Below are 26460 nucleotides of genomic sequence, written 5' to 3'. Positions count from 1 at the left end.
GCCCGGCCCGCCCGTCCCGGCGAGCCGGCCGGCTCAGTCCAGCGAGCCCGCCCGGCGTATCAGCTCGGCCAGCTCGGTGACCATGGGGTCCTCCGTCGCCGCCGCCAGCCGCTCCGCGTGGCCGGCCAGGGCGCCGAGGTCCTCGGTGAACATCTCCTCCTCCGCGCGCCTGAGCCGCTGGGCGAACACCGCGACCACCGCGTCCACCTGCAGGCGAGGCGGCGCCTCCTCCCACAGGCGGTCCGACAGCCCCGCCACCTCCAGCGCGCGGCTGGTCTCGGCGGGCTCGCGGGTGTCGGGGTCCTGCCAGCGCACCGTCGCCATCGCCAGCTGCCCGGAGGTTCCCGGACGCAGGCGCACCGAGTACAGCGCGGTGACCGCGTGGCCGGGCCCGACCTCGCCGCCGTCCTTGGCGTCGTCGCGGAAGTCCTGCGCCGCCAGCGCGCGGTTCTCGTACCCGAGCAGCCGGTAGGAGGCGACGGTGGCCGGGTTGAACGCGACCTGGGCCTTCGCGTCGCGGGCCCGCAGGTCGAGGTTCGCCGGCAGGCGGTCGACGAACACCTCGCGCGCTTCCTCCGTGGAGGCGACGTAGACGGCCGCGCCGTCGCCGTGGTCGGCGAGCTGCTCCATCAGCGTGTCGCCGTACTCGCGGCCGACGCCCACGCACAGCAGCGTGATCCGACGCCCGGCGGCTTCCTCGACCCGGTCGAGGATGCCCTGCCAGGTGGTGTCGCCGGTGTTGGCGAGGCCGTCCGACAGCAGGATCACCCGGTTGGTCGCGACCGGGCGGAAGGCCCGCGCCGCCTCGGCGTACCCGGCGACCAGCCCTGCGGAAACGTCGGTCGACCCTTCGGTGGCCAGCGTGTCGATGGCGGCGTGCAGCTCGCGACGCTCGCCGGCCGGGGTCATGGACAGGCGCAGCCTGGCCTGGTCGCTGAAGGAGACGATCGAGACCTGGTCGCCCGGCCCGAGCTGGTCGACCAGCGTGTGCAGGGCGTCGCGCACCAGGTCGAGCCGCCCGGGGTCGCCCATGGAGCCCGAGACGTCGACCACGAAGGTCAGGTTGGCGGGCCGGCGCGCGGCGGCGTCGGCGGTGCGCGTCTGCAGCCCGACCCGCAGCAGCGCGGTGCCCTCGGCCGGTCCCCTGGCCCCGTCGAGCTGGACCGCGAACCCGTCTCCCGGCGGCTCCGGGTACCCCTGCCGGAAGGCGTTGACGAACTCCTCCGGCCTGACCTGCGCCGGGTCGGGCAGCCGGCCCGCCTTCAGGGTGCTGCGCGCGTAGCCGTAGGAGGCGGTGTCCACGTCCAGGGCGAAGGTGGAGATCTCGTCCGCGGGTTCGGCTCGCGCGGTGGGCGCCGCCCGGCCGGTGGCGCTTCCCTCGGGCGCGTCGTTGCCCGAGGCGTCGCCCTCTCCTTGCCCCTGCCGGGCCGTGCCGCCGGCGGGGTGGGACGGTTCACGCGCCGCCGTGGTGTCGTTGGAGCTCGCTCCACAGGCTGAGGCGAGCAGGGCGAGCGCCGCTAGGACGCAGATGAGGATTCGTGACTTCACAGGAGGCCGCCTCTCGGTGTCACCTCCTACGACGACTCCACCGCCGCCGGCGCCGGACCCGTCACCCAAGCGACGATGAACCGTGCCCGCGGCGTGACCGGAGAAGGCCGGCGCGCCCGCGGCGCCGGCCCGCGGGCCGGCGAGCGCGCGCCCGTTCGGCGGCAGGTCAGAAGGTGTTCCTCCGGCAGTTGAAGAACAGCTGCATCTCCAGGGACTCGTCTTCGGTCGCGGGGACGTACGCCAGGTCCATCTGCTCGCGCACGCTGAAACCGGCCTCTTCCACGACGGCGCGCAGCGCGTATCTGGCGTAGCCGGTCATCCGCAGCCAGGTGTCGAGGACGCGGACCGGGGCGTCGTCGATGTCCATCTCCACCATGCCGACGGCCAGCCAGCCGCCGGGGACGAGCAGCTCGTGCAGACGGAGCAGGGTGACCATGATCTCGTCACGCCGGAGCATCGACAGCGAGAAGTAGGCCACGATGGCGTCGAACCGGCCGAGGGTGTCGTCGATGTCGACGACGTCCAGCCGGCGAATGTCGGCCTCGGGGACGTTCGCGGCGGCGAGGGCCAGCATCACCGGCGAGATGTCGATGCCCGTCACCTCGCACCCGGCGTCCGCCAGTTGCCTGGCCGTCGGCAGGCCGGTGCCGCATCCGACGTCGAGCACCCGCGCGCCCGGCCTGAGCTTGCGCAGGATCCATTCGGCCGAAGCGATCTGACCGCCCTTGTAGGGGAAGGCCTCGTCGTACCGGCCGCCGATGCGGTCGAACGCATCAGCCTGGGCGGCCCGGTGCGCCGGGCGCGAGCGTCTCGCTGTCATCTATCCCACCCAACACTGAGCCGTCATCTTCGCTCTCAATTAGATAGAGCGATACCACTCTTCAAGTCAAGACTAGTCAGGAAATGAGTTGATGCGGTTAATGTGACATATCGCATTCAGCCGGTATTGGCACATGTGAGGGGCATGACGCCGTTTTCCGGCCCTGTCAAAGCGCCGTTTCCTGCTGTCTCTCCCACTCCCGGCACCTCCCGCGGGCCTCCGGGGGACGACGCGCGCCCGCCATGAGGTGGTGGAACTTTCAGGAGCGACGACAGGGCTCAGGCCGACGACCTGCGAAACCGCCCGCCATCGCACGCCGGCACTGTTCGCTTTCTCCGCGGGCGACTTAGGGTGACCCCGCCCCGCGTGGGAAGCCGGGCCGGTCGGTTGGCCGGGCGACGGCGTGGAGGAGGCGGCGATGAGGAGTCTGTACCGCGCTCGACCGGTGGGTGCGGCACCCGGCGGCGGGAGGCGGCTGAGCCGATCGCGCCTCACCATCGCGGTGCTGCTGTCGGCCCTGGTCGTGATCCAGCTCTCCGCGCGGGCGCTCGCGCTCGCCGACCCGCCCGCGCCGGTGACCGGCAGCGCCACCTATTTCGACGCGCTCGGGTCGCCCTACGGTGGGTGCGGCCTGCCGCAGTCGGTGCTCGAGAGCCAGGACTTCGTCGCCCTCAACGTGTTCGACACTCCGGGCGACTACGGCTTCTATGCCCGGCCGCTGCCTCCCTCGATGGCCGACAAGATCGGCATGTGGGACAACGGCCACAACTGCGGCCGGTGGGTGCGGGTCTCGATCGCCGACTACTGCACCGGGGTCAACGACGGGGCGCAGGGCCAGGCGTTCTGCCGCAACGGCTCATGGGTGGCCGACGCCTACAACGGCGCCACGCTGACCATGCTGGTGGCCGACAGCTGCGGCGACACCAACGCCTGGTGCCGCGACGACCGCTACCACCTGGACCTGTCCAAGGGCTCCCTGAACAACTTCGTCAAGAACGGCGCCCCGGTCGGCGACCTGTATCCCGGCCACTGGAACAACCGCCATGTCACCTGGTCGTTCGTCCAGGCGCCCGGGTACACCGGCGACATCCAGATCGGGTTCATCCAAGGCGCTCAGCGTTACTGGCCGACGATAGTGGTGTCCCGCCTGCGGGACGGCATCCACGGGGTCGAGTACGAGGCCGCGGGCACCTGGCAAGAAGCCCGGATGAACGGCGACATGGGCCAGTCGTACATCCTCGCCCCGACCGAGACCGGCGGGACGCGCTACCGGATCAGGGTGCGCGACGTCTCGGACACGCTGATCAACGGGGGCCGCGTGTACGAGTTCTCGCTGCCATCCGGATGCTCACCGTGCGGCGCGGCGTACACCAAGGCGACGTACACCACCGTCACGCCGTCCGAGACCCCCACGCCGACCCCCTCGGCCACCCCCACGCCCACGCCATCGGCGACCCCGACCCTGACGCCCACCCCGACGCCCACGCCCACCCCGACCCCGACGCCCACGCCCACCCCGACCCCGACGCCCACCCCGACGTCGCCGTCCTGCACGGCCCGGTACACCACGCAGAGCCAATGGCCGGGCGGGTTCGGCGGGCAGCTCTCCGTGACCAACGGGCGCCAGGCCCTGACGAGCTGGACCGTCACGTTCACCCTCCCGGCCGGGGTGACGGTGAGCCAGGGCTGGAACGGCACCTGGACGCAGTCGGGCACCACCGTGACGGTGCGGAACGCCGCATGGAACGGCACGGTCGCGGCCGGAGGCGTCATCACGCTCGGCTTCAACGGCGCGTCCGCGAGCGCCGCGCCGGCGCCGTCGGGGTTCACCCTGAACGGGGCCCCCTGCGCCTGACCGCGCCCTCCGCCACCCTGGAAGAGCGGCGGACGGGCACGGCCGTCACCGGGAGCGGGCGGCAGAGGCCACGGCCGTCGCCGAGGGCGTGCGCGCGGGAACGTCAGGCCCGGCCGGCCAGCGTGATGGACAGGTAGTCGGCGACCGGCTGATAGCCGAGCGCCTTGTAGATCGAGTTGGACGTCGGGTTCGCCAGGTCGGTGAACAGCAGGAGCAGATCGGCCCCCGCCTCCTGGGCCGCACGCGTCGCGCCGTGGGTCACCACCGCGCCGTACCCGCGCCGGCGGAACTCCGGCGGGGTGTACACCGGCCCGATGCGCGACATCCCGATGATCGGCAGCGAGAAGGCCGCCATGGCGACGGGCCGCCCGCCGTCCTCGAGCAGGACGAACTCGCCCTGGCCGACGCGATGCTCGACCTGGGGCGAGGGGTCGTCGTGCCCGATCTCGGGCTCGGCCTCGGCGAGGAAGGCCCGCATCCACCGGGCGACCAGCTCGACGTCGCGCTCGTCCGCGACCCGGGCGGCGCCTTCGCGCGGCGGCGGCCGCAGGGCGTCCAGCCGGTAGAGCCGCATCGACATGCGCGAGGTCTCGGTGCGCCCGGACGCCTCGGCGAACGCCTCGGCCTGGCGCGACGGCCCGTTCACGCCGGCGGTCCCGTGGTCGCGCAGCGCGTGGGCGAGGGAGCGCACCGTGTCGAGCGGGATGTCCCCGAGGAGCAGCGGGCTCGGCGGCGTGTGCAGCATCGCCGCGCGCACCTCCCCTCCGGCCGTGAACCAGCCGAGCAGGGGGCCGTCCTGCCACAGTCCGTGGCGCATGCGGCCGAGGACGGTCAGCGGGACCGTGTTGCGCACCGGATCGCGGCGCAGCCACGCCTCGGCCGCGTCGGGGAAGTCGTCAAGGGACGCCGTGAACCTCCACACCATGCGGGACAGTGTGCCAACGAGCACCGCGCGCGGGCGAACCGTTTTGCCGGCGCCGCGTACGCGGGCGTCCACGCCGGTTCCGCGCGGACGGCGACGAGCCGTTCGCCGCTGTCTCTAGAACTCGTCGGCGCCGGCGACCTGGCGGACCGGGAACACGTGGCGGGAGGCGGCGCAGACGGTTTCCAGCACGTGGACGGGCGTGCCGTCGGTGGCGTACCCGGCCCGCACGATCTGCACGACCCACTCTCCCGGCGACAGCCGCAGCGTCTCGTCTTCGAAGGGGGTGGGCCTGCGCGCGAGCAGTTCCTCCTCGGCGTGGCCGAAGCGGTGGCCGAGGGCCTCGATGCCCGCCTGCAGGCTGGGCAGGACGAAACCCGGGGACGCGAGCGGGGTGCCGCCGAACAGGTCGAGGCGCAGGTAGCTGGTCGCGACGCGCACGGGGACTCCGTCGGCCAGCAGCAGCTTGCGCCGCGCCAGCACCTCGGCGCCGGGCTGGACGCGCAGTGCCTCGGCGACGCGCTCGCTCGCGGGCTCGGGCCCGACATAGAGCATGCGCCGGTCGGCGCGGACCCCCTGCCGCTCGGCCTCGGCCACGAACAGCGACGCCGAGGCGCGGACCGCGGGCTCGGTCGGCAGCGTGCGCCGCACCACCACATGAGGGACATCGGACGCCTCGGAGGCCGCGTGCGCCGCCGCGTCGAGTTCCACGCGCAGTCGCCCTTCCCGATCTCGGCGGTGGCACACCGGGCGCCGTCGTGAGACCCGACGGCCGTCCACCACGTCTCGGGCGCGACCCGCGCCCGCGTAAACGTCAGGTGGAGCTATGGGGATTCGAACCCCAGACCTCCTCCATGCCATGGAGGCGCGCTACCAGCTGCGCCATAGCCCCTTGCGATGCGCGGACAGTCTATCGGAACCCGGCCACCGCGCGGTACCGAGATCACGGCCACCCCGCGTACCGAGGACGGCCCATAGATCGCATGTCACGATATGAGGGTGCCGAGGCGTCGGGTAAGACATGTCCGTTGAGATATTCGAGGAGAACCGCCGGGTGCTGGCGGGAGTCGCCTATCGCATCCTGGGCAGCGCGGCGGACGCCGAGGACGTGGTGCAGGAGGCCTGGCTGCGCTGGTCGCAGGTCGACGCGGCGCGGGTCGAGGACCCGAGGGCCTACCTGGTGCGGGTGACCGGCAGGCTGGCCATCGACCGCCTACGCCGGCTGCGGGCCCGCCGCGAGTCCTATATCGGGCCCTGGCTCCCCGAGCCGATCAGCACCGAGCCCGGCCTCGCGGAGCACGCCGAGCTGGCCGACTCCGTGGAGCTCGCCCTGCTGGTCGTGCTCGAGACGCTCTCGCCGCTGGAGCGGGCGGTGTTCGTCCTGCGCGAGGCGTTCGGCATGGCCTACACCGAGATCGGCGAGGTGATCGGCCGCTCGGAGGCGACGACCCGGCAGCTCGCCCACCGGGCGCGCGACCACGTGCGCGAGCGCAGGCCGCGCTTCGACGTGGACCGGGCCGAGCGCCGCCGGGTGACCGAGCGGTTCATCGACGCCGCCGGCCGGGGTGACATGGACGGCCTGCTGGAGCTGCTGTCCGGGCAGGCGACGCTGGTCGCGGACGGCGGCGGCAAGGCGAGGGCGCCGCAGCGCGTCATCGAGGGGGCCGAGAAGGTCGCGCGGTGGCTGGCGGGGGTCAGCTCCGACGAGGCGACCCGGCGCTTCCTCGTGTCGATCGGCCTGCCGGGGACGGCCACGACGGGCATCGAACTCGCCGAGGTGAACGGCGCCCCCGCGGCGGTCGTGACCCTCGGCGGCCGGGCGATCACGGTGATCTCGCTGGTCGTCGCGGACGGGGTCGTCCAGTCGGTCTACCTCATGGCCAACCCCGACAAGCTCGCGCACGTGGCGACCTCGTCCTGAAGCGGCCGCGCCGCTCAGGCGGGCTCGTCCTCCAGGTAGCGGTCGCCCGCCGCGTGCCAGCCGGTGACGATGTGCGCCGCCACGACGGCGAACAGCAGCGCGAACGGCAGCGTCCAGCCGCCGGTCGCGGAGTACAGCACGCCCACCGCGAGCGGCCCTGCGCCCGCGATGAGGTAGCCGGCGCTCTGCGCGAAGGCCGACAGGGCCGAGGTGGCCTCCGCCGTGCGGGTGCGCAGGGCGAACAGCGTCAGGGCCAGCGGGAAGGAGCCCATCGCCACACCGGTGAGCAGCAGGAAGACCCACAGCGCGGAGGCGGGCGCCCACAGCATGCCGGCGAAGCCCACGGCGTACAGCAGGCCGAGGCCGACGACCATCGGACGCTGGCCGGTCACCCGCGCCGCGATGACGGGCACCACCAGCGAGACCGGGATGCCGAGCGCGGTGAAGACCGCCATGCTGAGGCCCGCCTGGCCGTCGGTGAACCCGCGGTCCTGCAGAAGCCGGGGCAGCCAGCCGAACATCACGTACGCGATGAGCGACTGGGTGCCGAAGTACCCGGCCACCGTCCAGGCCAGCCGATTGCGCACCAGTCCCCGCGTGCCGGCGTTCTCTCGCCTGCTGTTCCGCTCCGGCTCACTGCGCGACAGCGCAAGCCACGGAATGGCGGCCACAGCGGCGAGTGCCGCCCACACACCGAGGGCGACGTGCCAGTCACCGTCGGCGGCCCGTTCGATCGGGACCGTCGCGGCGGCGGCGAGCATGGTGCCGACGGCCAGAGCCGTCGCGTAAAGGGTGGTCATGGTCCCGGTGCGGTGCGGGAAGTGCCGCTTGATCAGGGCCGGGATCAGCACGTTGCCGATGGCGCCGCCCGAGAGCGCGAGCACGCTCGCGGCCAGGAACACGGCGCTGGAGCCGGTCATGACCCGCACGAGCAGCCCGGCGCAGAGGAACAGGAGTGCCCCGAGCAGCAGGCGATGCTCACCGATGCGCCGCCCGAGCCAGGGCGTCACCGCGCCGAACACGGCGAAGCAGAGCACCGGCAGGGTGGTCAGCAGGCCGGTGACGACGCCGGACATGCCGAGCGTGCCGCTGACCTGGTCGAGGACGGGCCCGATGCTGGTGACGGCGGTGCGCAGGTTGAGCGCCGCGAGCACGATGCCAAGGGCCACCAGCCACGTCAACCGGACCGCGGGCGGGCGGCCCGGCGCGGTCGTGGCGGGCGGGGCAGTGGCGATCATGCTCATGGCGGGGGTCGGCCTCCGTAGGTCAAAGGGACATCGAGTCATGGGATGACTGGATGACGTTCATGTTAACAGACCTGCGGACGATCCCTTTACCTGGGTGACGGGCGGACCATAACCGCCTTTGGGGCGCCGATGACCTACCGGCCGCGCCTCGCAAGACGCGGGCGTGAAAGAGGGGGCGGGCCCTGCGGGCCCGCCCCCTCCGCTCCGGCGCCGTCAGGCCAGGCGCTCAGGGCGGTCGGGCGCGAGCGGCGGCTCCTCGTCCCACCGCGGGGTGCCCTCCGGCGAGACCGGGCCGCTGCCCGGGGCCGGGAGCGAGGGCTTCGGCGGGTAGTCGCGCTGGATCGGCTGCGGCGGCATCGGCTCACCGGCGGCGTACGCCGTCCCCGTTCCGGCGGCCGCCCCGGGCGCCGGGGTCGTTTCGAGCCCGGACGTGGTTCCCGTGCCGGTCAGCACGTCGGCGTCCGGCGCGGTACGTGCCGCAGCGGCCGAGTCGCCGTCGATCGGCGCGGGCACTTCGCCGCGCCAGCCGCCGGTCTCGCGTCCCCGCGACTCGATGAACCGCTTGAAGCGCTCCAGGTCTCCGTGGACGCGCATGCGGACCAGTTGCAGCTTGTCGCCGACCGTCTCGACGATGCCCTCGGGGTCGAACTCCATCTGGAGCATGACCCGGGTGCTGTCGGCGTCGAGGGGCTGGAAGGTCACCACGCCGCCCTGGCGCGGCTCCTCCAGCGACCGCCAGGCCACCCGCTCGTCGGGGTGCTGCTCGGTGATCTCCGCCTCGAACTCACGGTGGACGCCGGCGACCTGGACGTTCCAGGCCAGGCGCGTGTCGTCGATCTGCTTGACCGACTCGACCCCTTCCATGAACTCGGGGAAGCTCTCGAACTGGGTCCACTGGTTGTAGGCCGTCCTGACGGGCACGGCCACGTCGACCGAATGCTCGATGGTGCTCATTGGCTTCCTCCCTTTTTCTGGGTTCGGAAACCTGCTCTGCCCATCGATGGACGGCCTATTCGGACTTTGACCTAGGTCGACGCCGATATGGGATGATCAGGCATCGCACCAGGGGTGCCCCGCCCGAAATTCCGCCGCGCTCTTCCCGGCGGAACCGCCGGGAAGAGCGCGCTCGCGACGTCAGTGACAGTTCACCAGCACGATGGAGACGACCGTGCAGCGCACCTGGGCGCCGTCGTTGGCCGCCACCGGGTCGGTGGGGCTCGAACTGGTGCGGGCGGCCGTGAAGGTGTAGGGCACGCCGATGTTCAGCAGCCCGACCGGCACCGAGAACTTCCTGGTCACCGTGGCGCCCGGCGCCACCGGGCCCACCGTGCACGTCACCGCGCCCGAGCCCGCGGCGCAGTCGCCGGAGGTCGCGCTCAACCCCGGCGGGAGCGTCGTGGTGATCGCGGCCGTCCGCACCGCCCCCGGCCCGTTGCCGGTGACCCGCACCGTGAACTCGATCTTCGGGACCAGCAGGGCGAGCTTCGGCGTGGCGGTCAGGCCGACGGCGGCGTCCGCCTCGTCCACGATGGTCAGGACGGGTCCGGTGACGATCTCGGAGGCGTAGTTGGAGCCGCCGAGCTGCCCCTGGAAGGTCTGGTCGCCCGCCTGCGCGTCCTGGGCGACGTCCAGCGTGAAGGCGACGGTGGCGGAGGCCCCGCCGGACAGGGCCCCGACCGGGGCCTCGAAGCCGATGGGCCCGCCGGGGCCGGGGATGGCGGTGCACGACCCCAGCGCTCCGGCGCACCCGGTGAGCGAGGCGTAGGAGGGCAGGCGGCCGGGGGTGGTGAACAGCCTGGCGGTGGCGTTGAGCACCGAGAAGGCGTGGATGTTGGTGACCTTGACGGTGACCGTGACCGCGTCCCCGGTGTTGACCTGGGACGACGACAGCGTGATCGCCACCTCGGGCTCATCGGCGGAGGCGGGCGCGGCGAGCAGGGGGGACAGGACCATCGCGATGGCCGTGACCACGAGGGCGAGGGGGTGCCGGAGGGCTCTCATCGCAGCCTTTCAATCGGAAGACCTGGACCTTCCGACTATCGCGGTTGATATCCCGCTAGGCAGCCGATTGCGGTAATTAGTCGACCACTCAAGGTGACCGGTTGTGGACGCCGCCCGCGGGCCAACGCGCGGCTCCCTCCGGGCGTCCTACACGATCGGCTCACGCGCGGCCGGCCGGCCTCGCGGCGCGCCGTCGCCGTCCACGCCCCCCATGCCCTCGCGGCGTGCCGTCACCGTCCGCGCCCCCGCGGCGGGCATGTCACCGCCGCGGCCGGTCAGGACAGCGGCAGCTCGGCGGCGATGCCGTCGAGCAGCCACTTCAGACCGCGCTCGAAGTTGTCGTCCGCGGGACGCAGCCCGCCGGTGAGCACGGGCGCCAGGTTGGGGTACTCCCCGCCGGCCAGCAGCTCGGTCAGGTACGAAGGCAGGGAGACCTCGCGCTCCTCGGCGACGTCCCGGCCGCGACGGAACGTGTCGAGCTCCACGACCTCGCGCACGACGTGCCCGAGGGTGTAGTCGTCCACCGCGATGAGGATGCGCCACTTGACCTCGTCGTCGACCTCGAGGCCGGAGAGCGCGGCCAGCGACTGCTCGACGTGGCGCAGCCCGTTCGGCCCCGCCTTCGGGCGCCGGCCGGCGAGGTCGACCACCCACGGGTGACGCAGCGACGCCGCGCGCGTGGCCCGGGCGATGACCTCGGTCGCCTCGCGCCATCCGCCCGGCAGTCGCGCGGTGACGCAGCTCTCGTGCGCGACCTGGTCGAACATCAGGTCGAGCAGGTCCTCTTTGCGCTCGATGTGGCTGTAGAGGGTCATCGTGCGCGCGCCCAGCTCGGCGGCCACCCGCCTCATCGAGACCGCGGCCAGCCCTTCGGTGTCGGCGATGGCCATGGCGGCCTCCACGATCGCCTCCCGGGTCAGCGCCGGCCGCCTCTTGCCGGCCTCTCTGGCCCACACCGAGCCTCGCGCACGCTCTGGCACCTGTTCCACGCGCCAAGTGTAGCGGCGCGGGATACACCGTACGGTCTTGCGCTACACCGTACGACCGGCGCTACGCTGTAGCGGCAAGCGATACGGTGTACGAAGGGACGCGAGCTCATGACGACCACACAGGCGGCCCCCACGGGGTTCGACCCCGCGTTGAGGCGGCTGGCGCTGGTGGTGGCGCTCGGCGCCATCATGACGATCCTCGACAGCACGATCGTGAACGTCGCGATCAACACCCTGGGCAGGGACTTCGGGGCCTCCCTGTCCACGATCCAGTGGGTCGTCACCGCCTACACGCTCGCCCTGTCCATGACCATCCCGATCACCGGATGGGTGATCGGGCGCTTCGGGGCCAAGACGATGTGGCTCGTCTCGCTCGCGCTGTTCCTCGCGGGCTCGGCGCTCTGCGGCGCGGCCTGGTCGGCGCCCAGCCTGATCGCGTTCCGCGTCCTGCAGGGCATCGGCGGCGGCCTGCTGATGCCCGTCGGCCAGAGCATGCTCGCCCGGGCGGCCGGACCGCACCGCATGGGCCGGGCCATGGCCGTCATCGCCGTGCCCGGCATGCTCGCGCCCGTGCTCGGCCCCGTGCTCGGCGGCGCGCTCCTGGACCATCTCTCCTGGCACTGGCTGTTCTACGTCAACGTGCCGTTCTGCGCGGCGGCGCTGGTGCTCGCCGTGCGGATGCTCCCGCCCGACGAGGAGCGCCGGACAGGCGACAGGCTGGACCTCATCGGCCTGGCCCTGCTCTCCCCCGGCCTCGCCGCACTGGTCTACGGCCTCTCCCTGATCGGCGGGAGCCCGGGCGCGGGAGCGCCGGCCGCGATCACGGCCGGCGCGGCGCTGACGGCGGCGTTCGTCGTCTGGTCACTGCGCCGGGGCGAGCGGGCGCTGCTGGACCTTCGCGTGTTCCGGCACCGGGCCTTCGCCACGGCCACCGGGTCGCTGTTCTTCTACTCCGCGGCGCTCTTCGGACTGATCGTCCTGCTGCCGCTGTACTACCAGATCATCAGGGGCGAGAGCGTGCTCGACTCGGGCCTGCTCATCGCCCCCATGGGGCTCGGCGCGATCGTCACGATGCCGCCGGCCGGGCGGCTCACCGACCGCTTCGGCTCCCGCGGCCTCGGCGTGGCGGGCATCTGCCTGGTCTTGGCCGGCATGCTCGCCTACACCCGCATCGACGCCGGCACCCCGCTCCCCTGGCTCGCCGGCGTGCTGTTCGTCGTGGGGCTCGGGCACGGGCTCGTCGTGCCCTCGATGTCAGCCGCGTTCTACCAGGGGATGCCCAGGGCCGCGATCCCCGCGGCGACCACCACGAGCAACATCGTGATCAGGGTGGCCACCTCCCTGGGCGTCGCCGTGCTGGCCGTCGTCCTGCAGGCGCGCCTGCGCGCCGGCGTCCCGGGCGCCGACGGCACCCTGGCGGACGCCGCCGCCCACGGCCGGGAGGCGGCGGCGTCCGTGGCCGAGGCGTTCTCAGGGAGCTTCTGGTGGGCCCTCGCCATCGCCGCCCCGGCCGTGCTCGCCGCCGTCCTGGTGCCGCGCAAGCCCGCCCCCGCCCCGGCGCCTCAGGACTGAACGACCGGCGCCGCCCGCACCTCGTTCAGAGTTGACACAGATGTCACTCGAGGCACCCTCCGAAGAAACATTCCGGAAGGACCTTTATCGCGAGGGCAAAATCGCATGTCTCCACGGGAACACGTATGGCGACGCGCTCGCTGCCGAGGCTGGGGACGCCTCGGATCGGCGAACGCGTCGCCATACGCCTGCCCAGGCGACGTCGGCAGCCCCGGCGATCACCACCACACGGCCCGTTCGCCTCTCCGCATGGCCGTCGGCCGCTGGTTCAGGACCGAAGAGCTGGCCTTTCCCGTCGACGGTGGCCAGATCGCTCGACTCATCACCATGGACAACTTCCGCAATCTAGCGCAACGCGCACGAATCGATGTGGACCGCGCCACGCACGTCGTATCCCACACGGTCCAGGTTCTTGCCGACATCTGGCCGCAGGTCAAACGCGAGGCTCCGGTACCGGCGTTCGTGAGAAGCCATATCGACCACCGGCTGAGTTCGCTCCCGCTGATCAGGAATTCGCCCCGCTGAAACGCGGACCGGCCGGGCGCGACGGCGAAGCGGGCGGATCTCCGGCGCCGTCGCTCAGGCTCCGGCGAGGACGTGCTCGGTGACGAAGTCGTTGGCGAACTTGGCGGTGGGGTCGTACCGCTGGGCGAGGGCCTGGAAGTCGTGGAGGCGGGGGTAGCGCGCCTGGAGGGTCGCAGGCGGGACGGTGAACAGCTTGCCCCAGTGGGGACGAGGGGCGAAGGGGGCCAGGCGGTCCTCGATGAGACCGAGAACGGGCAGCACCGCGGCGGGGTCCTTGATCCAGGTGAAGTGGAAGGCCACGGCGTCGCGCTCGTAGAAGGGGCTCAGCCACTGCCGGTCCGCGGCGATCGTGCGGATCTCGGAGATCTGCAGCACGGGGGCGATGTGCTCGCGCAGTTCGCCGAGGGCGTGCAGCGCGGCCACGGCGTCGTGCCTGGCCACCATGTACTCCGACTGCAGTTCCTCCCCGCTGCTCGGGGTGAAGTCGGGGCGGAAGTGCGGCAGCCGCTCGAACCACGGCCCGGGGACGCCCAGCTGCTGGGTGCAGTGGACGGCCGGCATGCCCGGCACGGGATGGCGGGGGCCGCCGGCGGGCGTGGCGCCGAACAGACTCGGGAGGGGCGCGGGATCGGTGACCTGGCCCACGCGCTCCTTGACCCACACCTGGTCGATGCGCGAGGCGCGCCAGTCGGTGAACATGCTGACGCTGTAGGCGCGCGAGACGATGTCCTCGAAGTGGTCGTCCAGCGCCTCGACGGGCAGCGAGTCGTAGACGTACTGCCGCACCTCGAAGGCGGGCACGACGTCGAGGGTCAGGCCGACGACCGCTCCGAGGGCGCCGAGCGCCACGACGGCCCCGTCGAACGCCTCGCCGCCGCGCTCGAGGGCCACCAGGTCGCCGCCGGCGGTGACCATCTCGATGGCCGAGACGGAGGTGGCCAGGCTGCCGTTGCCGTCACCGGACCCGTGGGTGGCCGTGGCGCAGGAGCCGGCCACCGAGATGTGCGGCAGGGACGCCATGTTGGGCACCGCGTACCCCTTGTCGTGCAGCCGTCGCCCCAGCTCGGCGTACCGCACGCTGCCGGAGACCCGGACGGTGGCCGAGGCGGTGTCGATCTCGACGACCTGAGGAAGCCCGTCCAAGGAGACGAGGGCGCCCGGCGAGTCGGCGATCCGGTTGAACGAGTGCCCGCTGCCCAGCACCCGCACCTTGGCGTGCCCGGCGATCAGCCCGCGCAGTTCGTCCAGCGACGAGGGCGCGTCGATGCGCTCCGCCGCGAAAGTGATGTTACGCGCCCAATTCGTCAGCTTCTGCGTCAATTGCGGCTTCCCTCTACTTTCACGGCAAGTGCTCTCTTCGACCGCTGTCTGCACTCTAGACGCAGCGGCCCGGCACGATGCCCCCGCCCGACCGCGGGCGGGCCGGGGCGGCGGTTCACAGGGCCGGGCGGGCGGTCCAGTCGGTGGCGAGGACGGACATCACGATCGCGTCGTGCCAGGCTCCGTCCCAGCGCAGCGCGTCGCGCAGCACGCCTTCTTCGACGAAGCCCGCCTTGCGGTACACGTGCCGGGCGCGCTCGTTGAAGTCGAAGACCTCAAGGGAGACCCGGTGCAGTCCCACCGTCGTGAAGACGTGCTCCAGGACCAGCCGGATCGCCTCGGAGCCGTAGCCGCGGCCGAAGGCCCGCGGGCCGGCCAGGGCGATGCGCATGCCGCAGGACAGGTTGTCGGCGTCGAGCTGGTTCAGCACGATCTCCCCGACGTAGTCGCCCTCCTTCACGTCGCAGATGGCGAGGTCGAGCCGGTCGTCCTGCTCTCGCCTGGTGGCGTACCACTTCTCCAGGGCCGCGCGGGTGAACTTGGCGTGCGAGCCGGTCAGGCGCACGGTCTCGGGATCGTGGACGAGCTCCCAAAGGCCCTCGACGTGCTCGGGACCGGCCGGGCGGAGCACGACGCGCTCACCCGTCAGCGTGGGTTTGCTGGCGAACATCACCCGCCAGGGCTACCAGCCGCCCTCCCACCGCGACAAGCGGTTTTCCGTCCGGCGTGTCAGCCGGGACGGACGGATCGGGGCCGGCGTCCGCCCGGCCTCCGCGTGATCACCGCACCGGGCCGGAGTCGAACGCGCGGCGGGCGTGCGCGAGCAGCTCACGAACCGCGGGGCCGGGCGTGCGCTTCCAGACCAGGGCGAGCAGGGCCGGTGTCCGGACGTCGTCGATGGCGAGGGCGGTGAGCCGGTCGCGGTACCCCTCGGCCATCGACTCGCTGAGGACGGCGACGCCGAGCCCGCGCCCGGCGAGACCGGCGATGGCGTCGGCGGCGCCCGCCTGCAGCGCGATCTCCGGCTGGAGGCCCTGCGCCGCGCACGCCTGGTCGAACACCGCGCGCAGGCCGGTGCCGGGGGGCATGGAGATGATCGGGTGGCCGCCCAGGTCGCGCAGCCTGACCCGGCCCAGGGCGGCCAGGGGATGCCCGGGCGGGACCACCGCGACCAACCGCTCGCTGATGATCGTCAATGCCTCCAGCCCGTCGGGGGTGGTGGTCGCGGTCCCGACGAGGGCCAGGTCGATGGCGCCCTCGCGCACGCCGTCGGCGAGCCGGTCGGAGTTGTCCTCCAGCAACGAGAGCTCCACGCCGGGATGCGCCCGGTGGAAGGCGGCGAGGGCGTCGAACAGCGGCGTGATGGTGCAGCCGATGACCATGCCGACCGTGAGCCGTCCCCGGATCAGGTCGGCCACCTCGCCCACGGCCTGGCCGAGCGCCACGGCGGCGGCGAGCGCGGCGCGGGCGTGCCCGAGCGCGGCCTTGCCCGCGACGGTGAGGGTGGCGGACCTGCCCGACCGGTCGAACAGCTCGGCGCCGAGTTCCCTTTCCAGCTGCCGGATCTGCGCGCTCACGCCCGACTGGCTGATGTGCACCCGCTCGGCCGCCCTGGTGAAGTTGCGTTCTTCGGCGACCGCGACGAAGTATTCGAGCTGCCGCAGTTCCATGACCGTTGATTCTAGCTTCTATGAGAACCATCTGTTGGACTTCTGATCGCACGCCGAGCCAACCTAGGAGAAGCGAACGAGACCCAAGGAGGAGACCATGACGGAATACGAGAAGGCCATGCGGCCCGAGGACATCACCCGCCTGTTCGTCGAGCGGTCCAACGCCGGCGACGCGGCCGGAGTCGCCGCGCTCTATGAGAAGGACGCGGTGCTGGCCTACCCGCCCGGCGGGCGGACGGTGGGACGGGAGGCGATCCGCGCACTGTGGGAGAAGGTCCTGGCCGGACGCCCTCGCTTCGAGCAGGAAGAGCCCCTGCCGACGCTGGTCAGCGGCGACATCGCGCTCACCTCCACCGCTCCCAAGGACGGGGCCGGCGCCCGCGCCCAGGTTCTGCGCCGGCAGCCCGACGGCAGCTGGCTCCGTCTGCTCGACCAGCCCGAGTTCACACCCCCGGGCAGCTGACACCACCCCCACCGTCGAGCGCGGCGCACGGCACGGCGGCAGGGTGCTCTGAGCGCCGGGCCGCAGGCCCCGGAAACGGCGGAAGCCGCCTCACCGGTCGTGGTGAGGCGGCTTTCCGAACCGCTGTGGAGCTATGGGGATTCGAACCCCAGACCTCCTCCATGCCATGGAGGCGCGCTACCAGCTGCGCCATAGCCCCTGGTCACCGCTCGGGGTGTTCCCCTTGCGGCGCTCGGAGAGCATATAGCGACAACCCCCCGTTGACCTAATCGACACCTTCCCGCCGCCTGGGACGCCCCCGGCCACCGCGCCGCCGGGCCGCCGGGCCCGTCCGGGTCAGACGGCGGCGGGGGCGGAGTCGGGGCGGTCGTCGCTGTTGACCGGCTCGGGCAGTGTGCCGGCGTTGTGCTCCAGCAGGCGCCAGCCCTTGCGGCCCTCCTGGAGAACCGACCAGGAACAGTTGCCGAGGCCGCCCAGGATGGGCCACAGCTCCTCCGGCAGGCCGAGCAGGCGCGCCAGCCCGAGGCGGATCGCCGCGCCGTGCGAGGCGACCACGAGCAGCCCGCCCTCCTCCAGCCGGGACACCCATCGCCGGGTGGCGGCGGCGACGCGGTCGGCGACGTCGGTCACCGTCTCGCCTCCGGGCGCCTCCCATTCCGCGTACTGGACGGGCCAGCCCGCCGCGATCTCGGCGCGGGTGAGCCCCTCCCACTCGCCTCCGCCGCGCTCACGCAGATCTTTGTCGACGAGGACGTCGAGCCCGGCGAGAGTGCCGAGGGCGGCGGCGGTGTCCTGCGCGCGCCGCAGGTGCGAGGAGACGATCAGGGACGGCCGCAGCGACGCCAGCAGGGAGGCGGCCCGCTCGGCCTGCGCGACCCCGGTCTCGTCGAGCGGGATGTCGGTGTGCCCCTGGAAGCGCTGCTCGACGTTCCACAGCGTCTGGCCGTGGCGCCAGAACACGATGCGGCGGCCTCCACGCCCGCCGTCACTCACCTGCCGTCCCGCGGGCCCGTTGAGCTCGGACCTGTGTCACGCTGTCGGGAAGGGCGATGACGGGGCAGTCCTTCCACAGACGCTCCAGGGCGTAGAAGGTGCGGTCCTCTTCGTGCTGGACGTGCACCACGATGTCCAGGAAGTCCAGGAGCACCCAGCGGCCCTCGCGCTCGCCCTCGCGGCGGACGGGCTTGGCGTGGGCCTCGATGCGCAGCCGCTCTTCGATCTCGTCGACGATGGCGCGGACCTGGCGGTCGTTGGACGCGGAGCAGAGCACGAAGGCGTCGGTGATGACCAGTTGCTCGCTCACGTCATAGGCGATGATGTCATCCGCCAGCTTCTCGGCCGCGGCCTCGGCGGCGAGCCGGACGAGCTGACGTGATTTCTCGGATGCTGTCACGATGTGGCTTGTTCCTCCTGTGAAGGGTACGAGGTCCAGCATTCCCATTATCAGGATGCCCGGTAAAGGCCCCGCTTGTTGATGTACTGAACAATCCCGTCGGGAACCAGGTACCAGATCGGTTCCCCGGAGGCCACACGCTGCCGGCACTCCGAGGAGGAGATCGCGAGAGCCGGTATCTCGATGAGGCTGACCTTTCCTTCAGGGAGCCCCGGATCCTGCAGGAGGTGCCCGGGACGAGTACAGCCTACGAAATGGGCCCTGGTGAAGAGCTCATCGACATCACGCCAGCTCAGGATCTGTGCCAGCGCGTCGGCACCGGTGATGAAGTACAGCTCCGCGTCGGGCTCGTACATTCCCGCGATGTCGCGGAGGGTGTCGATCGTGAAGGTCGGCCCGGGACGGTCCACGTCGATGCGGCTCACGGAGAAGCGCGGGTTGGACGCGGTCGCGATGACCGTCATCAGATATCGGTCCTCCGCCGCCGAGACCGTCTGCTCGGCCTTCTGCCACGGCCGGCCGGTCGGGACGAACACCACCTCGTCCAGGTTGAAGTGATGGGCGACCTCGCTCGCCGCGACGAGGTGGCCGTGATGGATCGGGTCGAACGTCCCGCCCATGATGCCAAGCCGCCTGGTAGGAGCCCCATTTCTCATGCGAGGGACCCTAACGTGCCGCTCAGGGCCCTGCGGCCTCGCCCCCCGCCCTTCCCACGGCCCCCTGGTACCCCCTTCGGGCGCCACGGCGCGCAGGAAGCATCTTCCACAGGCCGCGCGCACGCATCCGCCCCGACGTAGCATGCCGACCATGACCACCACCACCCCGGATCGCAACCGTGTCCAGCTGCCCGGCATCAGCTCCCGGGCCTACGAGCATCCAGCCGACCGGTCGGCTCTCGTCGCGATGCGCTCCCTGTCGGGCTTCGACTCGGTGCTCAAGCGCATGTCCGGCCTGTTCAGCGAGCGCCGCCTGCGGCTGATGTTCCTGGCCTCCTCGGTGCGGGCCAGCGAGACGCAGTTCCGCAGCCTGTACGACATGGGCCGCGACAGCGCCTACCTCCTCGACCTGCACCGCATCCCCGAGGTCTACGTCCAGCAGGACCCGCGGCCGAACGCCATGGCCATCGGCTTCGACGACCCGTTCATCGTGATCAACACGGGCCTGCTCGACCTCATGGACGAGGAGGAGCTGCGCTTCGTCGTCGGGCACGAGACCGCGCACATCCTGTCCGGCCACGCCGTGTACGGCACGATGCTGGCCATCCTCACCCGTCTCGCCACCCGGGTGGCGTGGATCCCGCTCGGCTACATCGGGCTGCGCATCATCGTCACCGCCCTCGAAGAGTGGCACCGCAAGGCCGAGCTGTCGGCCGACCGCGGCGGCCTGCTCTGCGGGCAGGACCCCGAGGCCGCCATGCGCTCCCTGATGAAGCTCGCCGGCGGGTCCCGGCTCCACGAGATGAACATCGAGGCCTTCCTCGACCAGGCCCGCGAGTACGACACCGCCGGCGACGTGCGCGACGGCCTCCTCAAGGTCCTCAACCTCCTCGGCTCCACCCACCCGTTCGCGGTGATGCGCGTGGCCGAACTCGACAGGTGGCGGCGCGACGGCGAGTACTCCGCGATCCTGCAGGGCGACTACCCGCGCCGCGAGGACGACGCGAACGCCAAGGTCTCCGAGGAGGTCAAGGCCGCGGCCCGCTCCTATCGCGAGTCGTGGGCGCAGTCCCAGGACCCGTTCATCGGTGTCCTGCGCGATGTCGCCGAGGGCGCGGTCAACGCCGGCGAGCGCATCTTCAACCGCTTCGCCCGCCGGGACAACTGACCCGCGCCGCGTGGTCCACGGCCGGCGACGGCCGCGGCCGGGCCGCGGCATTCGGCCCGTACGCCGTCGAGCTGCGCACGGGGGCGGGAGCACAACGCCCCGCCGCAGCTCACGGCCGGCGAGAACGGGCCGGCACGGCCTGGTCAGAAGGCGTGCGGCAGCACCCACGCCAGGACGCGTACGGCCGCGGCGCACACGGCGACGAAGCCGCCGAGGACGGCCAGCGCCCGTAGCCCTTCCCTGCGCAGGTCGGGCACGTGGACGCCGGCCCGCTCGACCTCGCGGCCGACGATGCCGCCGCACACGACGCCGAAGACCACCCCGGCCACCGTCATGGGGCCCGCCTGCAGCCACCACTCGCCTTCCATGCCGCCGCCGTCCGCCACCCAGAACGCCGAGGCGGCGATCGCCGAGGCGGGCACCCCGGGCCACACCGCCGCGCTGAGGACCGAACCGGCCAGCGTCACAGGGAACGACGCCACGCGCAGCACCCCCCGCACCCGGGACGACCGGCGGTTCCTCACCAGCCAGTGCCCGGTCCACCAGGCGCGGGCCAGCACGCAGAAGGACGCCGTGATGATGAACGTGGCCGGCGGCCAGATGACCGACGCCACCACGCACGGCACCGCCAGCATGGCCAGGACGATGAGCACGGCGCTGCCCGGCGGCGAGGAGATCGACGTGGCGTGTGCCGCCTCGGTGGCGAGCGTGGACTCCTCCACCTCCGCGGCGGCCCGCCGGACCTCGGCCGCCCCCTTGACGCGGCGCCCCGCGGCGCCGGCCCGCACCCGCCGCTCGGGAGACTCGGCCTTCGCCCGCCGCTCCAGGCCGTCGGCCTTGACCCGCCGGTCGGCCGCCTCGGGCTTGACCCGCCGGTCCGCCGCCTCGGGCTTGACCCGCCGGTCCGCCGCCTCGGGCTTGACGCGCCGGTCGGCGGCCGCGTCCGCTTTGGCCGGTCGGACGCGCGCGCGCTCGCCCGGCGTGTCGTCCTGGGAGCGACTCGCTGCGGCCTCCTCCGTCCTCGGCCGGCCGCCCACGGGCCCCTCGGCCTTGGCGCGGACGGCGGCGGCGCCGTCCGGCCTCACCCGGGCGACGGCGGCGCCGTCCGTCTTCTGCCGGCCGCTCGCCTGCCCGTCGGCCTTGGGTCGGGGGCCCGCCGCGCCGTCCGTCCTGGCGCGGGCCGCCGCCGGGTCCTCGCGTACGGCGCCCGCCGCGGGCGCCGTCGCCCGGGCGAGCCGGGCGAGCCGGTCGGACAGCAGCGCCGCGGTCGGGCGCTTGGCCGGCTCGCGGTTCAGCGCGGCTCGCACCAGCGGCAGCAGCGAGCCCGGCACGCCGGCCAGGTCGGCCCGGCCGTTCAGGACGGCGTACATCTGCGCCTCGACCGTGCCCCGGCCGAACGTCGGGCGCCCGGTGGCCGCGAACGCCACCGTGGCCGCCCACGAGTGGACGTCCGCGGGCTCGGCGACGGCCTCCTCGGCGAACACCTCGGGCGCGGAGTATCCGGGCGTGCCGAGGAAGGTGCCGGTCATGGTGACCCGGGTGGCGTCGGAGACCTGCGCGATACCGAAGTCGATCAGAACCGGGCCGTCGGGGCCGAGCACCACGTTGGCCGGCTTGACGTCGCGGTGGACGACCCCCGCGGCGTGGATGATGGCGATCGCCGTCGCCAGCCCCCGGGCGAGGTCGACGAGCTGTGGCCCGGACAGGGGGCCGCCCCGCCGCACCGCGTCGAGGAGGGTCTCCCCCTCGATGTGCTCCATCACCAGATAGGGCCGTTCACCGGACAGGTCGGAGTCCAGCACACGCGCGACGTAGGGGCTCTCGACCCGGCGCAGCGCGCGCACCTCGCGGTCGAGCCGTAATCGCGACTCGGGATCGTCTCCGATCAGGTCATGAAGGATCTTGACGGCGACCTTCACCCCGCGCCGGCCGACGGCGAGATAGACCTCGCCCATGCCACCACGTCCGAGGCGCTCCACAATGGTGTACGGGCCGACTCTCCCGAGCCCGCCCACTCGCCGTCCGCCCATAGGGAACGCCACCATAGCGCCCAACGGCCCCCGCGCGTCGGCGACGCGCCGGAAACCGGGACGAAGGTTGCCCGGAATTCACCGTGAGGAGGCATCCTCCAGGAGGGTGTCCAGCCGGACCCGCGGCACCGTGGACAGCGTCTTCCTGCCGGTGCGCCGCCAGTTGAGGTGACCGCGGCGCTCCAGGCAGAGCATGATCTGGTCGGCGGCCGCCACGACCAGGCCGGCGTACCCGAACGCGAAGACGAGACCCATGGCCCCAGTCAACCGCCCGGGCACGCCGTTGACGCGGAGCGACACGCGCGACACTCTAGGTAACGACAACGCAGGGCGCCCGCTGAGTCGCCGGGCCGGTCAGGAGCCGGCGATCACCGTGCCGGACGACGTGCGCAGGTGCCCTTCGCCGGTGTAGACCCACTTGGTGGAGGTCAGCTCGGGCAGCCCCATCGGGCCCCGGGCGTGCAGCTTCTGCGTGGAGATGCCGATCTCGGCGCCGAACCCGAACTCGCCGCCGTCGGTGAACCTGGTGGAGGCGTTCACCGCGACCGCGGCCGAGTCGACCCGCGCCACGAAGCGCCGCGCGGCCTTCTGCGAGCGGGTGACGATGGCATCGGTGTGCGCCGAGCCGTACCGGCGGATGTGCGCGACGGCGTCCTCCAGCGAGTCCACGACCGCCGCGGCGATGTCGAGAGAGAGGTATTCCTGGCCGAAGTCGTCCTCGGTGGCCGGCACGACGGCGGCGTCGTAGGCGGCGACCCGCTCGTCCCCGTGCACGGTCACCCCCTCGGCGGCCAGCCGCGCCAGCGCCGCCGGCACGAACGTCTCGGCGACGGCGGCGTGCACCAGGAGCGTCTCGGCGGCGTTGCACACCGAGGGACGCTGGGTCTTGGCGTTGAGCAGGATCTCCATGGCCAGGTCGAGGTCGGCGTCCGCGTCCACGTACACGTGGCAGTTGCCGACGCCCGTCTCGATCACCGGCACCGTGGACTCCTCCACCACCGAGTTGATCAGCGAGGCGCCGCCGCGCGGGATCAGCACGTCGACCAGTCCCCTGGCCCGCATCAGGTGCTTCACCGACTCGCGGGTGGTGCCGGGAACGAGCTGGACCGCCCCGGCGGGGACCTCGGTGCCGCCGAGAGCGTCCTGCATGATCTGCACCAGGGCGGTGTTGGACCGGTAGGCGCTGGAGGAGCCGCGCAGCAGGACGGCGTTGCCGCTCTTGAGGCACAGGGCGGCGGCGTCCACCGTGACGTTGGGACGGCCCTCGTAGATGATGCCGACGACGCCGAGCGGGACGCGCAGCTGCCGCAGCTCCAGGCCGTTCGGCAGGGTGCTGCCGCGCACGACCTCGCCGACCGGGTCGGGCAGGTCGGCCACCTCGCGCACCGCGCCGGCGATGGCCGCCACCCGCGCGGCGTCCAGCCGCAGACGGTCGATCATGGTCTCGGCCGTGCCGTTCTCGCGGGCGGCGGAGACGTCCAGGGCGTTCGCCTCGACGATCTCGCCGGTGCGGGCAACCAGCGCGTCGGCGACGGCGCGCAGCGCGGCGTCCTTGGCGGCGCGAGCGAGCGGCGCCAGCTCGGCGGCCGACTCGCGGGCGGCGTGGGCGACCTTCAGGAAGTCATCGACCTCAGACATGCCTCGCGCTCCTGCTCTCGATGGTGGAGTCCAGTATGACGATGTCGTCGCGGTGAATCAGCTCTCGCTCGTATTCGGGCCCGAGGGTCGCGGCCAGCTCGCGGGTCGAACGGCCGAGCAGTTCGGGGATCTCGGCGGCGTCGAAGTTCACCAGCCCGCGCGCCACCGGCGTGCCGTGCGGGCTGTACAGGTCGACCGGGTCGCCGGCCGTGAACTCGCCCTCCACGTGGGTCACCCCGGCGGGCAGCAGCGACTTGCGCCGGCCCACCACGGCCTCCACCGCGCCGGAGTCCAGGTGCAGGCGGCCGCGCCCGGTCGTGGCGTGCGCGAGCCAGAGCAGGCGCGTGCCGGGGTAGCGGCCGTCCGGCTGGAAGAAGGTGCCGACGTCCGCCCCGGCGAGCGCCTGGGCGGCGTGGGCGGCGGCGGTGAGCACGACGGGCACGCCCGCTCCGGTGGCGATGCGCGCGGCCTCCACCTTGGTGATCATGCCGCCGGTGCCGACCCGGCCCGACCTGCCGAGTTCCACCCCTTCGAGGTCTTCCGGCCCCCGCACGTGCGGGATGCGGCGCGAGCCCGGCTGGCGGGGGTCCCCGTCGTACAGCGCGTCCACGTCGGACAGCAGGACCAGCGCGTCGGCGTGGATCAGGTGGGCCACCAGGGCGGCCAGGCGGTCGTTGTCGCCGAAGCGGATCTCGTCGGTGGCCACCGTGTCGTTCTCGTTGACCACCGGGACGATGCCCAGCTCGAGCAGCCGCAGCAGCGTCCGCTGCGCGTTGCGGTGGTGGGAGCGGCGCATCATGTCGTCGGCGGTGAGGAGCACCTGCCCGACGCGCCGGCCGTAGCGGGCGAAGGAGGAGGTGTAGCGGGCGACGAGCACGCCCTGGCCGACCGAGGCGGCGGCCTGCTGGGTCGCGAGGTCTCGCGGGCGGGCGGACAGGCCGAGCGGGCCGAGGCCGGCCGCGATGGCGCCGGAGGACACCAGCACGATGTGGGCGCCACCGGCGCCGCGTGCGGCGAGCACGTCGACCAGCGCGTCCACCCGGTCGACGTCGATCGTGCCCTGCGGGGTCGTCAGGGAGGACGACCCCACCTTCACGACCAGGCGGGAGGCGGCCGCCACCCGCTCTCGGCCGGCGCTGTCCATCACGGTCGCTCCCCTCCACTCGCGCGGGCCCGGCCCGCTTCACTCGTGCCGTTGTACAGGCCAGGCCGCCGGCCGGGCGCTAGTCGTCCGCCTGGCCCTCGTCCCTGGCCCCCTCGGCCATCCAGAGGCGGTCGTCGGACCCGCGCGGGCCCTGGGTGGCGCCGGCGTCGAGGGTCGGCTGCCAGTCGAACAGGTAGCCGCCCTCCATCGAGCCGATGACGACCTCCGCCCCTTCCTTGGCGCCCGCCTCGCTGAGGGCCTTCTCGATGCCCAGCCGTTCGAGCCGGTCGGACAGGTAGCCGACGGCCTCGTCGTTGCTGAAGTCGGTCTGGCGGATCCACCGCTCAGGCTTCTCGCCGGTGACCTGGAAGGTCGTGTCATTGATGCGCTTGACCGCGAACCCTGCGTCGCCGTACTGCTTGGGCCGGATGACCAGGCGGGTCGGCTCCTCGACGGGCTTGGCCGCTCTGGCGGCCGCCACCATCTCGGCCACGGCGAACGACAGCTCGCGCAGCCCCTCGTGCGTCGCCGCGGAGATCTCGAAGACCTTGAGGTTGCGCTCCTCCAGCATCGGCCGCACCATGTCGGCCAGCTCGCGCGCCTCGGGCACGTCGACCTTGTTGAGCACGGCCAGCCGCGGCCGGTCGTCCAGCTCGCCGTAGGCCGCGAGCTCCGCCTCGATCACCGAGAAGTCGGTCAGCGGGTCGCGGCCGGGCTCGATGGTCGCGCAGTCGATCACGTGGACGATCGTCGAGCAGCGCTCGACGTGGCGCAGGAACTCGTGCCCGAGGCCCCGCCCCTCGGAGGCGCCCGGGATCAGCCCGGGGACGTCGGCGACCGTGAACACCGTCTCGCCCGCCGTGACGACCCCGAGGTTGGGCACCAGCGTCGTGAACGGATAGTCGGCGATCTTGGGCCGGGCGGCGCTGAGGGCCGCGATGAGCGAGGACTTGCCGGCGTTCGGGTACCCGACGAGCGCCGCGTCGGCGACCGTCTTGAGCTCCAGGACGACCTCGCGCTCATCGCCCTCCTCGCCGAGCAGCGCGAAGCCGGGGGCCTTGCGCTTGGCGGAGGCCAGCGCGGCGTTGCCGAGCCCTCCGTGTCCGCCCTGGCCCACGACGTAACGCGTGCCGGCGCCGACCAGGTCGATGAGCACCTCGCCGGTCTTGGCGTCCTTGACGACGGTGCCGTTGGGCACCTTGAGCACCACGTCCTCGCCGGTGGCGCCGTCGCGGTTGGACCCCGAGCCCTGCTTTCCGTTGGACGCCTTGCGGTGCGGCCGGTGGTGGTAGTCGAGCAGGGTGGAGGTGTTGGCGTCGACCTCCAGGATCACGTCGCCCCCGCGCCCGCCGTTGCCGCCGTCGGGGCCGCCGAGCGGCTTGAACTTCTCACGGTGGACCGAGGCGCAGCCGTTTCCCCCGTTGCCGGCCTTGATGTACAGGACCACCTGGTCCACGAACTCCGCCACCGTCACTCCTTATCACCGGCCGTGCCCATTCGGCCACGCCGTACCACCGCCGCGCTGGGCCGCGAACCCATGCCGCCCCCCTCACGACGATGAGGCGGATCGAGAAGTCG

At 72.6% G+C, this 26460-nt stretch carries 25 protein-coding genes and 2 tRNA genes; 6 read left to right on the top strand and 21 right to left on the bottom strand.

What is annotated here, in order from left to right; translation table 11 throughout:
- Window positions 1-33 precede the first annotated feature (33 nt).
- Both ACFO60_RS14335 and ACFO60_RS14330 read right to left on the bottom strand, forming a co-directional pair.
- Complete coding sequence (locus ACFO60_RS14335) at window positions 34-1548, bottom strand: vWA domain-containing protein (protein ID WP_380840653.1); 1515 nt, start codon at window positions 1546-1548, stop codon at window positions 34-36.
- 166 nt (window positions 1549-1714) lie between these two features.
- Window positions 1715-2368 (bottom strand): class I SAM-dependent methyltransferase, encoded by a 654-nt coding sequence (locus ACFO60_RS14330; RefSeq protein WP_380840652.1) that lies wholly within the window; start codon window positions 2366-2368, stop codon window positions 1715-1717.
- 418 nt (window positions 2369-2786) lie between these two features.
- Here ACFO60_RS14330 and ACFO60_RS14325 point away from each other — a divergent pair, with 418 nt between their 5' ends.
- On the top strand, window positions 2787-4223 hold the full coding sequence (locus tag ACFO60_RS14325; protein WP_380840651.1) for a cellulose binding domain-containing protein: 1437 nt from the start codon (window positions 2787-2789) through the stop codon (window positions 4221-4223).
- Window positions 4224-4326: 103 nt separating this feature from the next.
- Here the strand turns inward: ACFO60_RS14325 and ACFO60_RS14320 are convergent, their stop codons facing one another.
- The 3 genes from ACFO60_RS14320 to ACFO60_RS14310 form a co-directional block, all read right to left on the bottom strand.
- On the bottom strand, window positions 4327-5148 hold the full coding sequence (locus tag ACFO60_RS14320) for a GNAT family N-acetyltransferase (protein ID WP_380840650.1): 822 nt from the start codon (window positions 5146-5148) through the stop codon (window positions 4327-4329).
- A 114-nt stretch (window positions 5149-5262) separates the two neighbouring features.
- Window positions 5263-5856, bottom strand: coding sequence for a GntR family transcriptional regulator (locus ACFO60_RS14315; RefSeq protein WP_380840649.1), 594 nt, complete (start codon window positions 5854-5856; stop codon window positions 5263-5265).
- Between the two features lie 108 nt (window positions 5857-5964).
- A tRNA-Ala gene (locus tag ACFO60_RS14310) sits at window positions 5965-6037 on the bottom strand.
- A gap of 129 nt (window positions 6038-6166) precedes the next feature.
- On the opposite strand from ACFO60_RS14310, the gene sigJ reads away from it, so the two are divergent.
- Window positions 6167-7066, top strand: coding sequence for an RNA polymerase sigma factor SigJ (gene sigJ, locus ACFO60_RS14305; protein ID WP_380840648.1), 900 nt, complete (start codon window positions 6167-6169; stop codon window positions 7064-7066).
- Between the two features lie 14 nt (window positions 7067-7080).
- Here the strand turns inward: sigJ and ACFO60_RS14300 are convergent, their stop codons facing one another.
- The 4 genes from ACFO60_RS14300 to ACFO60_RS14285 all read right to left on the bottom strand — a co-directional run bounded on the left by ACFO60_RS14300 (window position 7081) and on the right by ACFO60_RS14285 (window position 11303).
- Window positions 7081-8310, bottom strand: a complete 1230-nt coding sequence (locus ACFO60_RS14300) for a CynX/NimT family MFS transporter (RefSeq protein ID WP_380840647.1) — start codon at window positions 8308-8310, stop codon at window positions 7081-7083.
- 216 nt (window positions 8311-8526) lie between these two features.
- Window positions 8527-9267 carry an SRPBCC family protein gene (locus ACFO60_RS14295; protein WP_380840646.1) on the bottom strand — a complete coding sequence of 247 codons (741 nt, stop codon included), beginning with the start codon at window positions 9265-9267 and terminating at the stop codon, window positions 8527-8529.
- 180 nt (window positions 9268-9447) lie between these two features.
- Window positions 9448-10314: a COG1361 family protein gene (locus ACFO60_RS14290; protein ID WP_380840645.1), complete on the bottom strand. Its 867-nt coding sequence runs from the start codon at window positions 10312-10314 to the stop codon at window positions 9448-9450.
- 275 nt (window positions 10315-10589) lie between these two features.
- Window positions 10590-11303 (bottom strand): TetR/AcrR family transcriptional regulator C-terminal domain-containing protein, encoded by a 714-nt coding sequence (locus ACFO60_RS14285; RefSeq protein ID WP_380840644.1) that lies wholly within the window; start codon window positions 11301-11303, stop codon window positions 10590-10592.
- Between the two features lie 108 nt (window positions 11304-11411).
- On the opposite strand from ACFO60_RS14285, the gene ACFO60_RS14280 reads away from it, so the two are divergent.
- Window positions 11412-12875 carry an MDR family MFS transporter gene (locus tag ACFO60_RS14280; protein ID WP_380840643.1) on the top strand — a complete coding sequence of 488 codons (1464 nt, stop codon included), beginning with the start codon at window positions 11412-11414 and terminating at the stop codon, window positions 12873-12875.
- A gap of 249 nt (window positions 12876-13124) precedes the next feature.
- Window positions 13125-13400 carry a hypothetical protein gene (locus ACFO60_RS14275; protein ID WP_380840642.1) on the top strand — a complete coding sequence of 92 codons (276 nt, stop codon included), beginning with the start codon at window positions 13125-13127 and terminating at the stop codon, window positions 13398-13400.
- A gap of 54 nt (window positions 13401-13454) precedes the next feature.
- Here the strand turns inward: ACFO60_RS14275 and ACFO60_RS14270 are convergent, their stop codons facing one another.
- From ACFO60_RS14270 to ACFO60_RS14260, 3 genes are all read right to left on the bottom strand, one after another.
- Window positions 13455-14720, bottom strand: coding sequence for a D-arabinono-1,4-lactone oxidase (locus tag ACFO60_RS14270; RefSeq protein ID WP_380840641.1), 1266 nt, complete (start codon window positions 14718-14720; stop codon window positions 13455-13457).
- A 115-nt stretch (window positions 14721-14835) separates the two neighbouring features.
- Window positions 14836-15390 carry a GNAT family N-acetyltransferase gene (locus tag ACFO60_RS14265; RefSeq protein ID WP_380840901.1) on the bottom strand — a complete coding sequence of 185 codons (555 nt, stop codon included), beginning with the start codon at window positions 15388-15390 and terminating at the stop codon, window positions 14836-14838.
- A 109-nt stretch (window positions 15391-15499) separates the two neighbouring features.
- Entirely contained in the window at window positions 15500-16390 is an 891-nt protein-coding gene (locus ACFO60_RS14260; protein ID WP_380840640.1) for a LysR family transcriptional regulator, read from the bottom strand.
- Between the two features lie 97 nt (window positions 16391-16487).
- Here ACFO60_RS14260 and ACFO60_RS14255 point away from each other — a divergent pair, with 97 nt between their 5' ends.
- On the top strand, window positions 16488-16853 hold the full coding sequence (locus ACFO60_RS14255; protein ID WP_380840639.1) for a YybH family protein: 366 nt from the start codon (window positions 16488-16490) through the stop codon (window positions 16851-16853).
- Window positions 16854-16979: 126 nt separating this feature from the next.
- Here ACFO60_RS14255 and ACFO60_RS14250 read toward each other — a convergent pair.
- The 4 genes from ACFO60_RS14250 to nadD all read right to left on the bottom strand — a co-directional run bounded on the left by ACFO60_RS14250 (window position 16980) and on the right by nadD (window position 18902).
- Window positions 16980-17052, bottom strand: a tRNA-Ala gene (locus tag ACFO60_RS14250).
- A 137-nt stretch (window positions 17053-17189) separates the two neighbouring features.
- Window positions 17190-17816 (bottom strand): histidine phosphatase family protein, encoded by a 627-nt coding sequence (locus ACFO60_RS14245; protein ID WP_380840900.1) that lies wholly within the window; start codon window positions 17814-17816, stop codon window positions 17190-17192.
- 22 nt (window positions 17817-17838) lie between these two features.
- Window positions 17839-18246 (bottom strand): ribosome silencing factor, encoded by a 408-nt coding sequence (gene rsfS / locus ACFO60_RS14240; RefSeq protein WP_380840638.1) that lies wholly within the window; start codon window positions 18244-18246, stop codon window positions 17839-17841.
- Between the two features lie 50 nt (window positions 18247-18296).
- Entirely contained in the window at window positions 18297-18902 is a 606-nt protein-coding gene (gene nadD, locus ACFO60_RS14235; RefSeq protein WP_380840637.1) for a nicotinate-nucleotide adenylyltransferase, read from the bottom strand.
- 151 nt (window positions 18903-19053) lie between these two features.
- Between nadD and ACFO60_RS14230 the strand changes: the two genes are divergently transcribed.
- The gene (locus ACFO60_RS14230) at window positions 19054-20070 is read left to right on the top strand and encodes a M48 family metallopeptidase (protein WP_380840636.1); all 1017 of its coding nucleotides are present in this window, start codon (window positions 19054-19056) and stop codon (window positions 20068-20070) included.
- A 143-nt stretch (window positions 20071-20213) separates the two neighbouring features.
- On the opposite strand, the gene ACFO60_RS14225 is transcribed toward ACFO60_RS14230, so the two are convergent.
- From ACFO60_RS14225 to obgE, 5 genes are all read right to left on the bottom strand, one after another.
- On the bottom strand, window positions 20214-22025 hold the full coding sequence (locus ACFO60_RS14225) for a serine/threonine protein kinase (RefSeq protein ID WP_417765082.1): 1812 nt from the start codon (window positions 22023-22025) through the stop codon (window positions 20214-20216).
- 153 nt (window positions 22026-22178) lie between these two features.
- A complete protein-coding gene (locus ACFO60_RS14220) occupies window positions 22179-22400 on the bottom strand; it encodes a hypothetical protein (protein WP_380840634.1) in 222 nt (73 codons plus the stop codon).
- A 54-nt stretch (window positions 22401-22454) separates the two neighbouring features.
- On the bottom strand, window positions 22455-23738 hold the full coding sequence (locus ACFO60_RS14215) for a glutamate-5-semialdehyde dehydrogenase (RefSeq protein ID WP_380840633.1): 1284 nt from the start codon (window positions 23736-23738) through the stop codon (window positions 22455-22457).
- Window positions 23731-24882 carry a glutamate 5-kinase gene (gene proB / locus ACFO60_RS14210; protein ID WP_380840899.1) on the bottom strand — a complete coding sequence of 384 codons (1152 nt, stop codon included), beginning with the start codon at window positions 24880-24882 and terminating at the stop codon, window positions 23731-23733. Before proB ends, ACFO60_RS14215 begins: the two co-directional genes overlap by 8 nt.
- A 79-nt stretch (window positions 24883-24961) precedes the next feature.
- Window positions 24962-26350, bottom strand: a complete 1389-nt coding sequence (gene obgE / locus ACFO60_RS14205) for a GTPase ObgE (RefSeq protein WP_380840632.1) — start codon at window positions 26348-26350, stop codon at window positions 24962-24964.
- Window positions 26351-26460: the final 110 nt, after the last annotated feature.

This window comes from Sphaerisporangium dianthi, from assembly GCF_042654065.1.
GTDB lineage: Bacteria > Actinomycetota > Actinomycetes > Streptosporangiales > Streptosporangiaceae > Sphaerisporangium > Sphaerisporangium dianthi.
Note: the sequence above shows the minus strand (reverse complement) of the source record. Positions and strands in the feature narration are given on the sequence as shown.

What these genes read in the sequence shown, in the direction of transcription:
- ACFO60_RS14330 (WP_380840652.1), bottom strand. Translation starts at nt 2,368, where the DNA reads ATGACAGCGAGACGCTCGCGCCCGGCGCACCGGGCCGCCCAGGCTGAT.
- ACFO60_RS14325 (WP_380840651.1), top strand. Translation starts at nt 2,787, where the DNA reads ATGAGGAGTCTGTACCGCGCTCGACCGGTGGGTGCGGCACCCGGCGGC.
- ACFO60_RS14320 (WP_380840650.1), bottom strand. Translation starts at nt 5,148, where the DNA reads ATGGTGTGGAGGTTCACGGCGTCCCTTGACGACTTCCCCGACGCGGCC.
- sigJ (WP_380840648.1), top strand. Translation starts at nt 6,167, where the DNA reads ATGTCCGTTGAGATATTCGAGGAGAACCGCCGGGTGCTGGCGGGAGTC.
- ACFO60_RS14300 (WP_380840647.1), bottom strand. Translation starts at nt 8,310, where the DNA reads ATGAGCATGATCGCCACTGCCCCGCCCGCCACGACCGCGCCGGGCCGC.
- ACFO60_RS14295 (WP_380840646.1), bottom strand. Translation starts at nt 9,267, where the DNA reads ATGAGCACCATCGAGCATTCGGTCGACGTGGCCGTGCCCGTCAGGACG.
- ACFO60_RS14290 (WP_380840645.1), bottom strand. Translation starts at nt 10,314, where the DNA reads ATGAGAGCCCTCCGGCACCCCCTCGCCCTCGTGGTCACGGCCATCGCG.
- ACFO60_RS14280 (WP_380840643.1), top strand. Translation starts at nt 11,412, where the DNA reads ATGACGACCACACAGGCGGCCCCCACGGGGTTCGACCCCGCGTTGAGG.
- ACFO60_RS14275 (WP_380840642.1), top strand. Translation starts at nt 13,125, where the DNA reads ATGGCCGTCGGCCGCTGGTTCAGGACCGAAGAGCTGGCCTTTCCCGTC.
- ACFO60_RS14265 (WP_380840901.1), bottom strand. Translation starts at nt 15,390, where the DNA reads ATGTTCGCCAGCAAACCCACGCTGACGGGTGAGCGCGTCGTGCTCCGC.
- ACFO60_RS14260 (WP_380840640.1), bottom strand. Translation starts at nt 16,390, where the DNA reads ATGGAACTGCGGCAGCTCGAATACTTCGTCGCGGTCGCCGAAGAACGC.
- ACFO60_RS14255 (WP_380840639.1), top strand. Translation starts at nt 16,488, where the DNA reads ATGACGGAATACGAGAAGGCCATGCGGCCCGAGGACATCACCCGCCTG.
- nadD (WP_380840637.1), bottom strand. Translation starts at nt 18,902, where the DNA reads ATGAGAAATGGGGCTCCTACCAGGCGGCTTGGCATCATGGGCGGGACG.
- ACFO60_RS14230 (WP_380840636.1), top strand. Translation starts at nt 19,054, where the DNA reads ATGACCACCACCACCCCGGATCGCAACCGTGTCCAGCTGCCCGGCATC.
- ACFO60_RS14225 (WP_417765082.1), bottom strand. Translation starts at nt 22,025, where the DNA reads ATGGGCGAGGTCTATCTCGCCGTCGGCCGGCGCGGGGTGAAGGTCGCC.
- ACFO60_RS14215 (WP_380840633.1), bottom strand. Translation starts at nt 23,738, where the DNA reads ATGTCTGAGGTCGATGACTTCCTGAAGGTCGCCCACGCCGCCCGCGAG.
- proB (WP_380840899.1), bottom strand. Translation starts at nt 24,882, where the DNA reads ATGGACAGCGCCGGCCGAGAGCGGGTGGCGGCCGCCTCCCGCCTGGTC.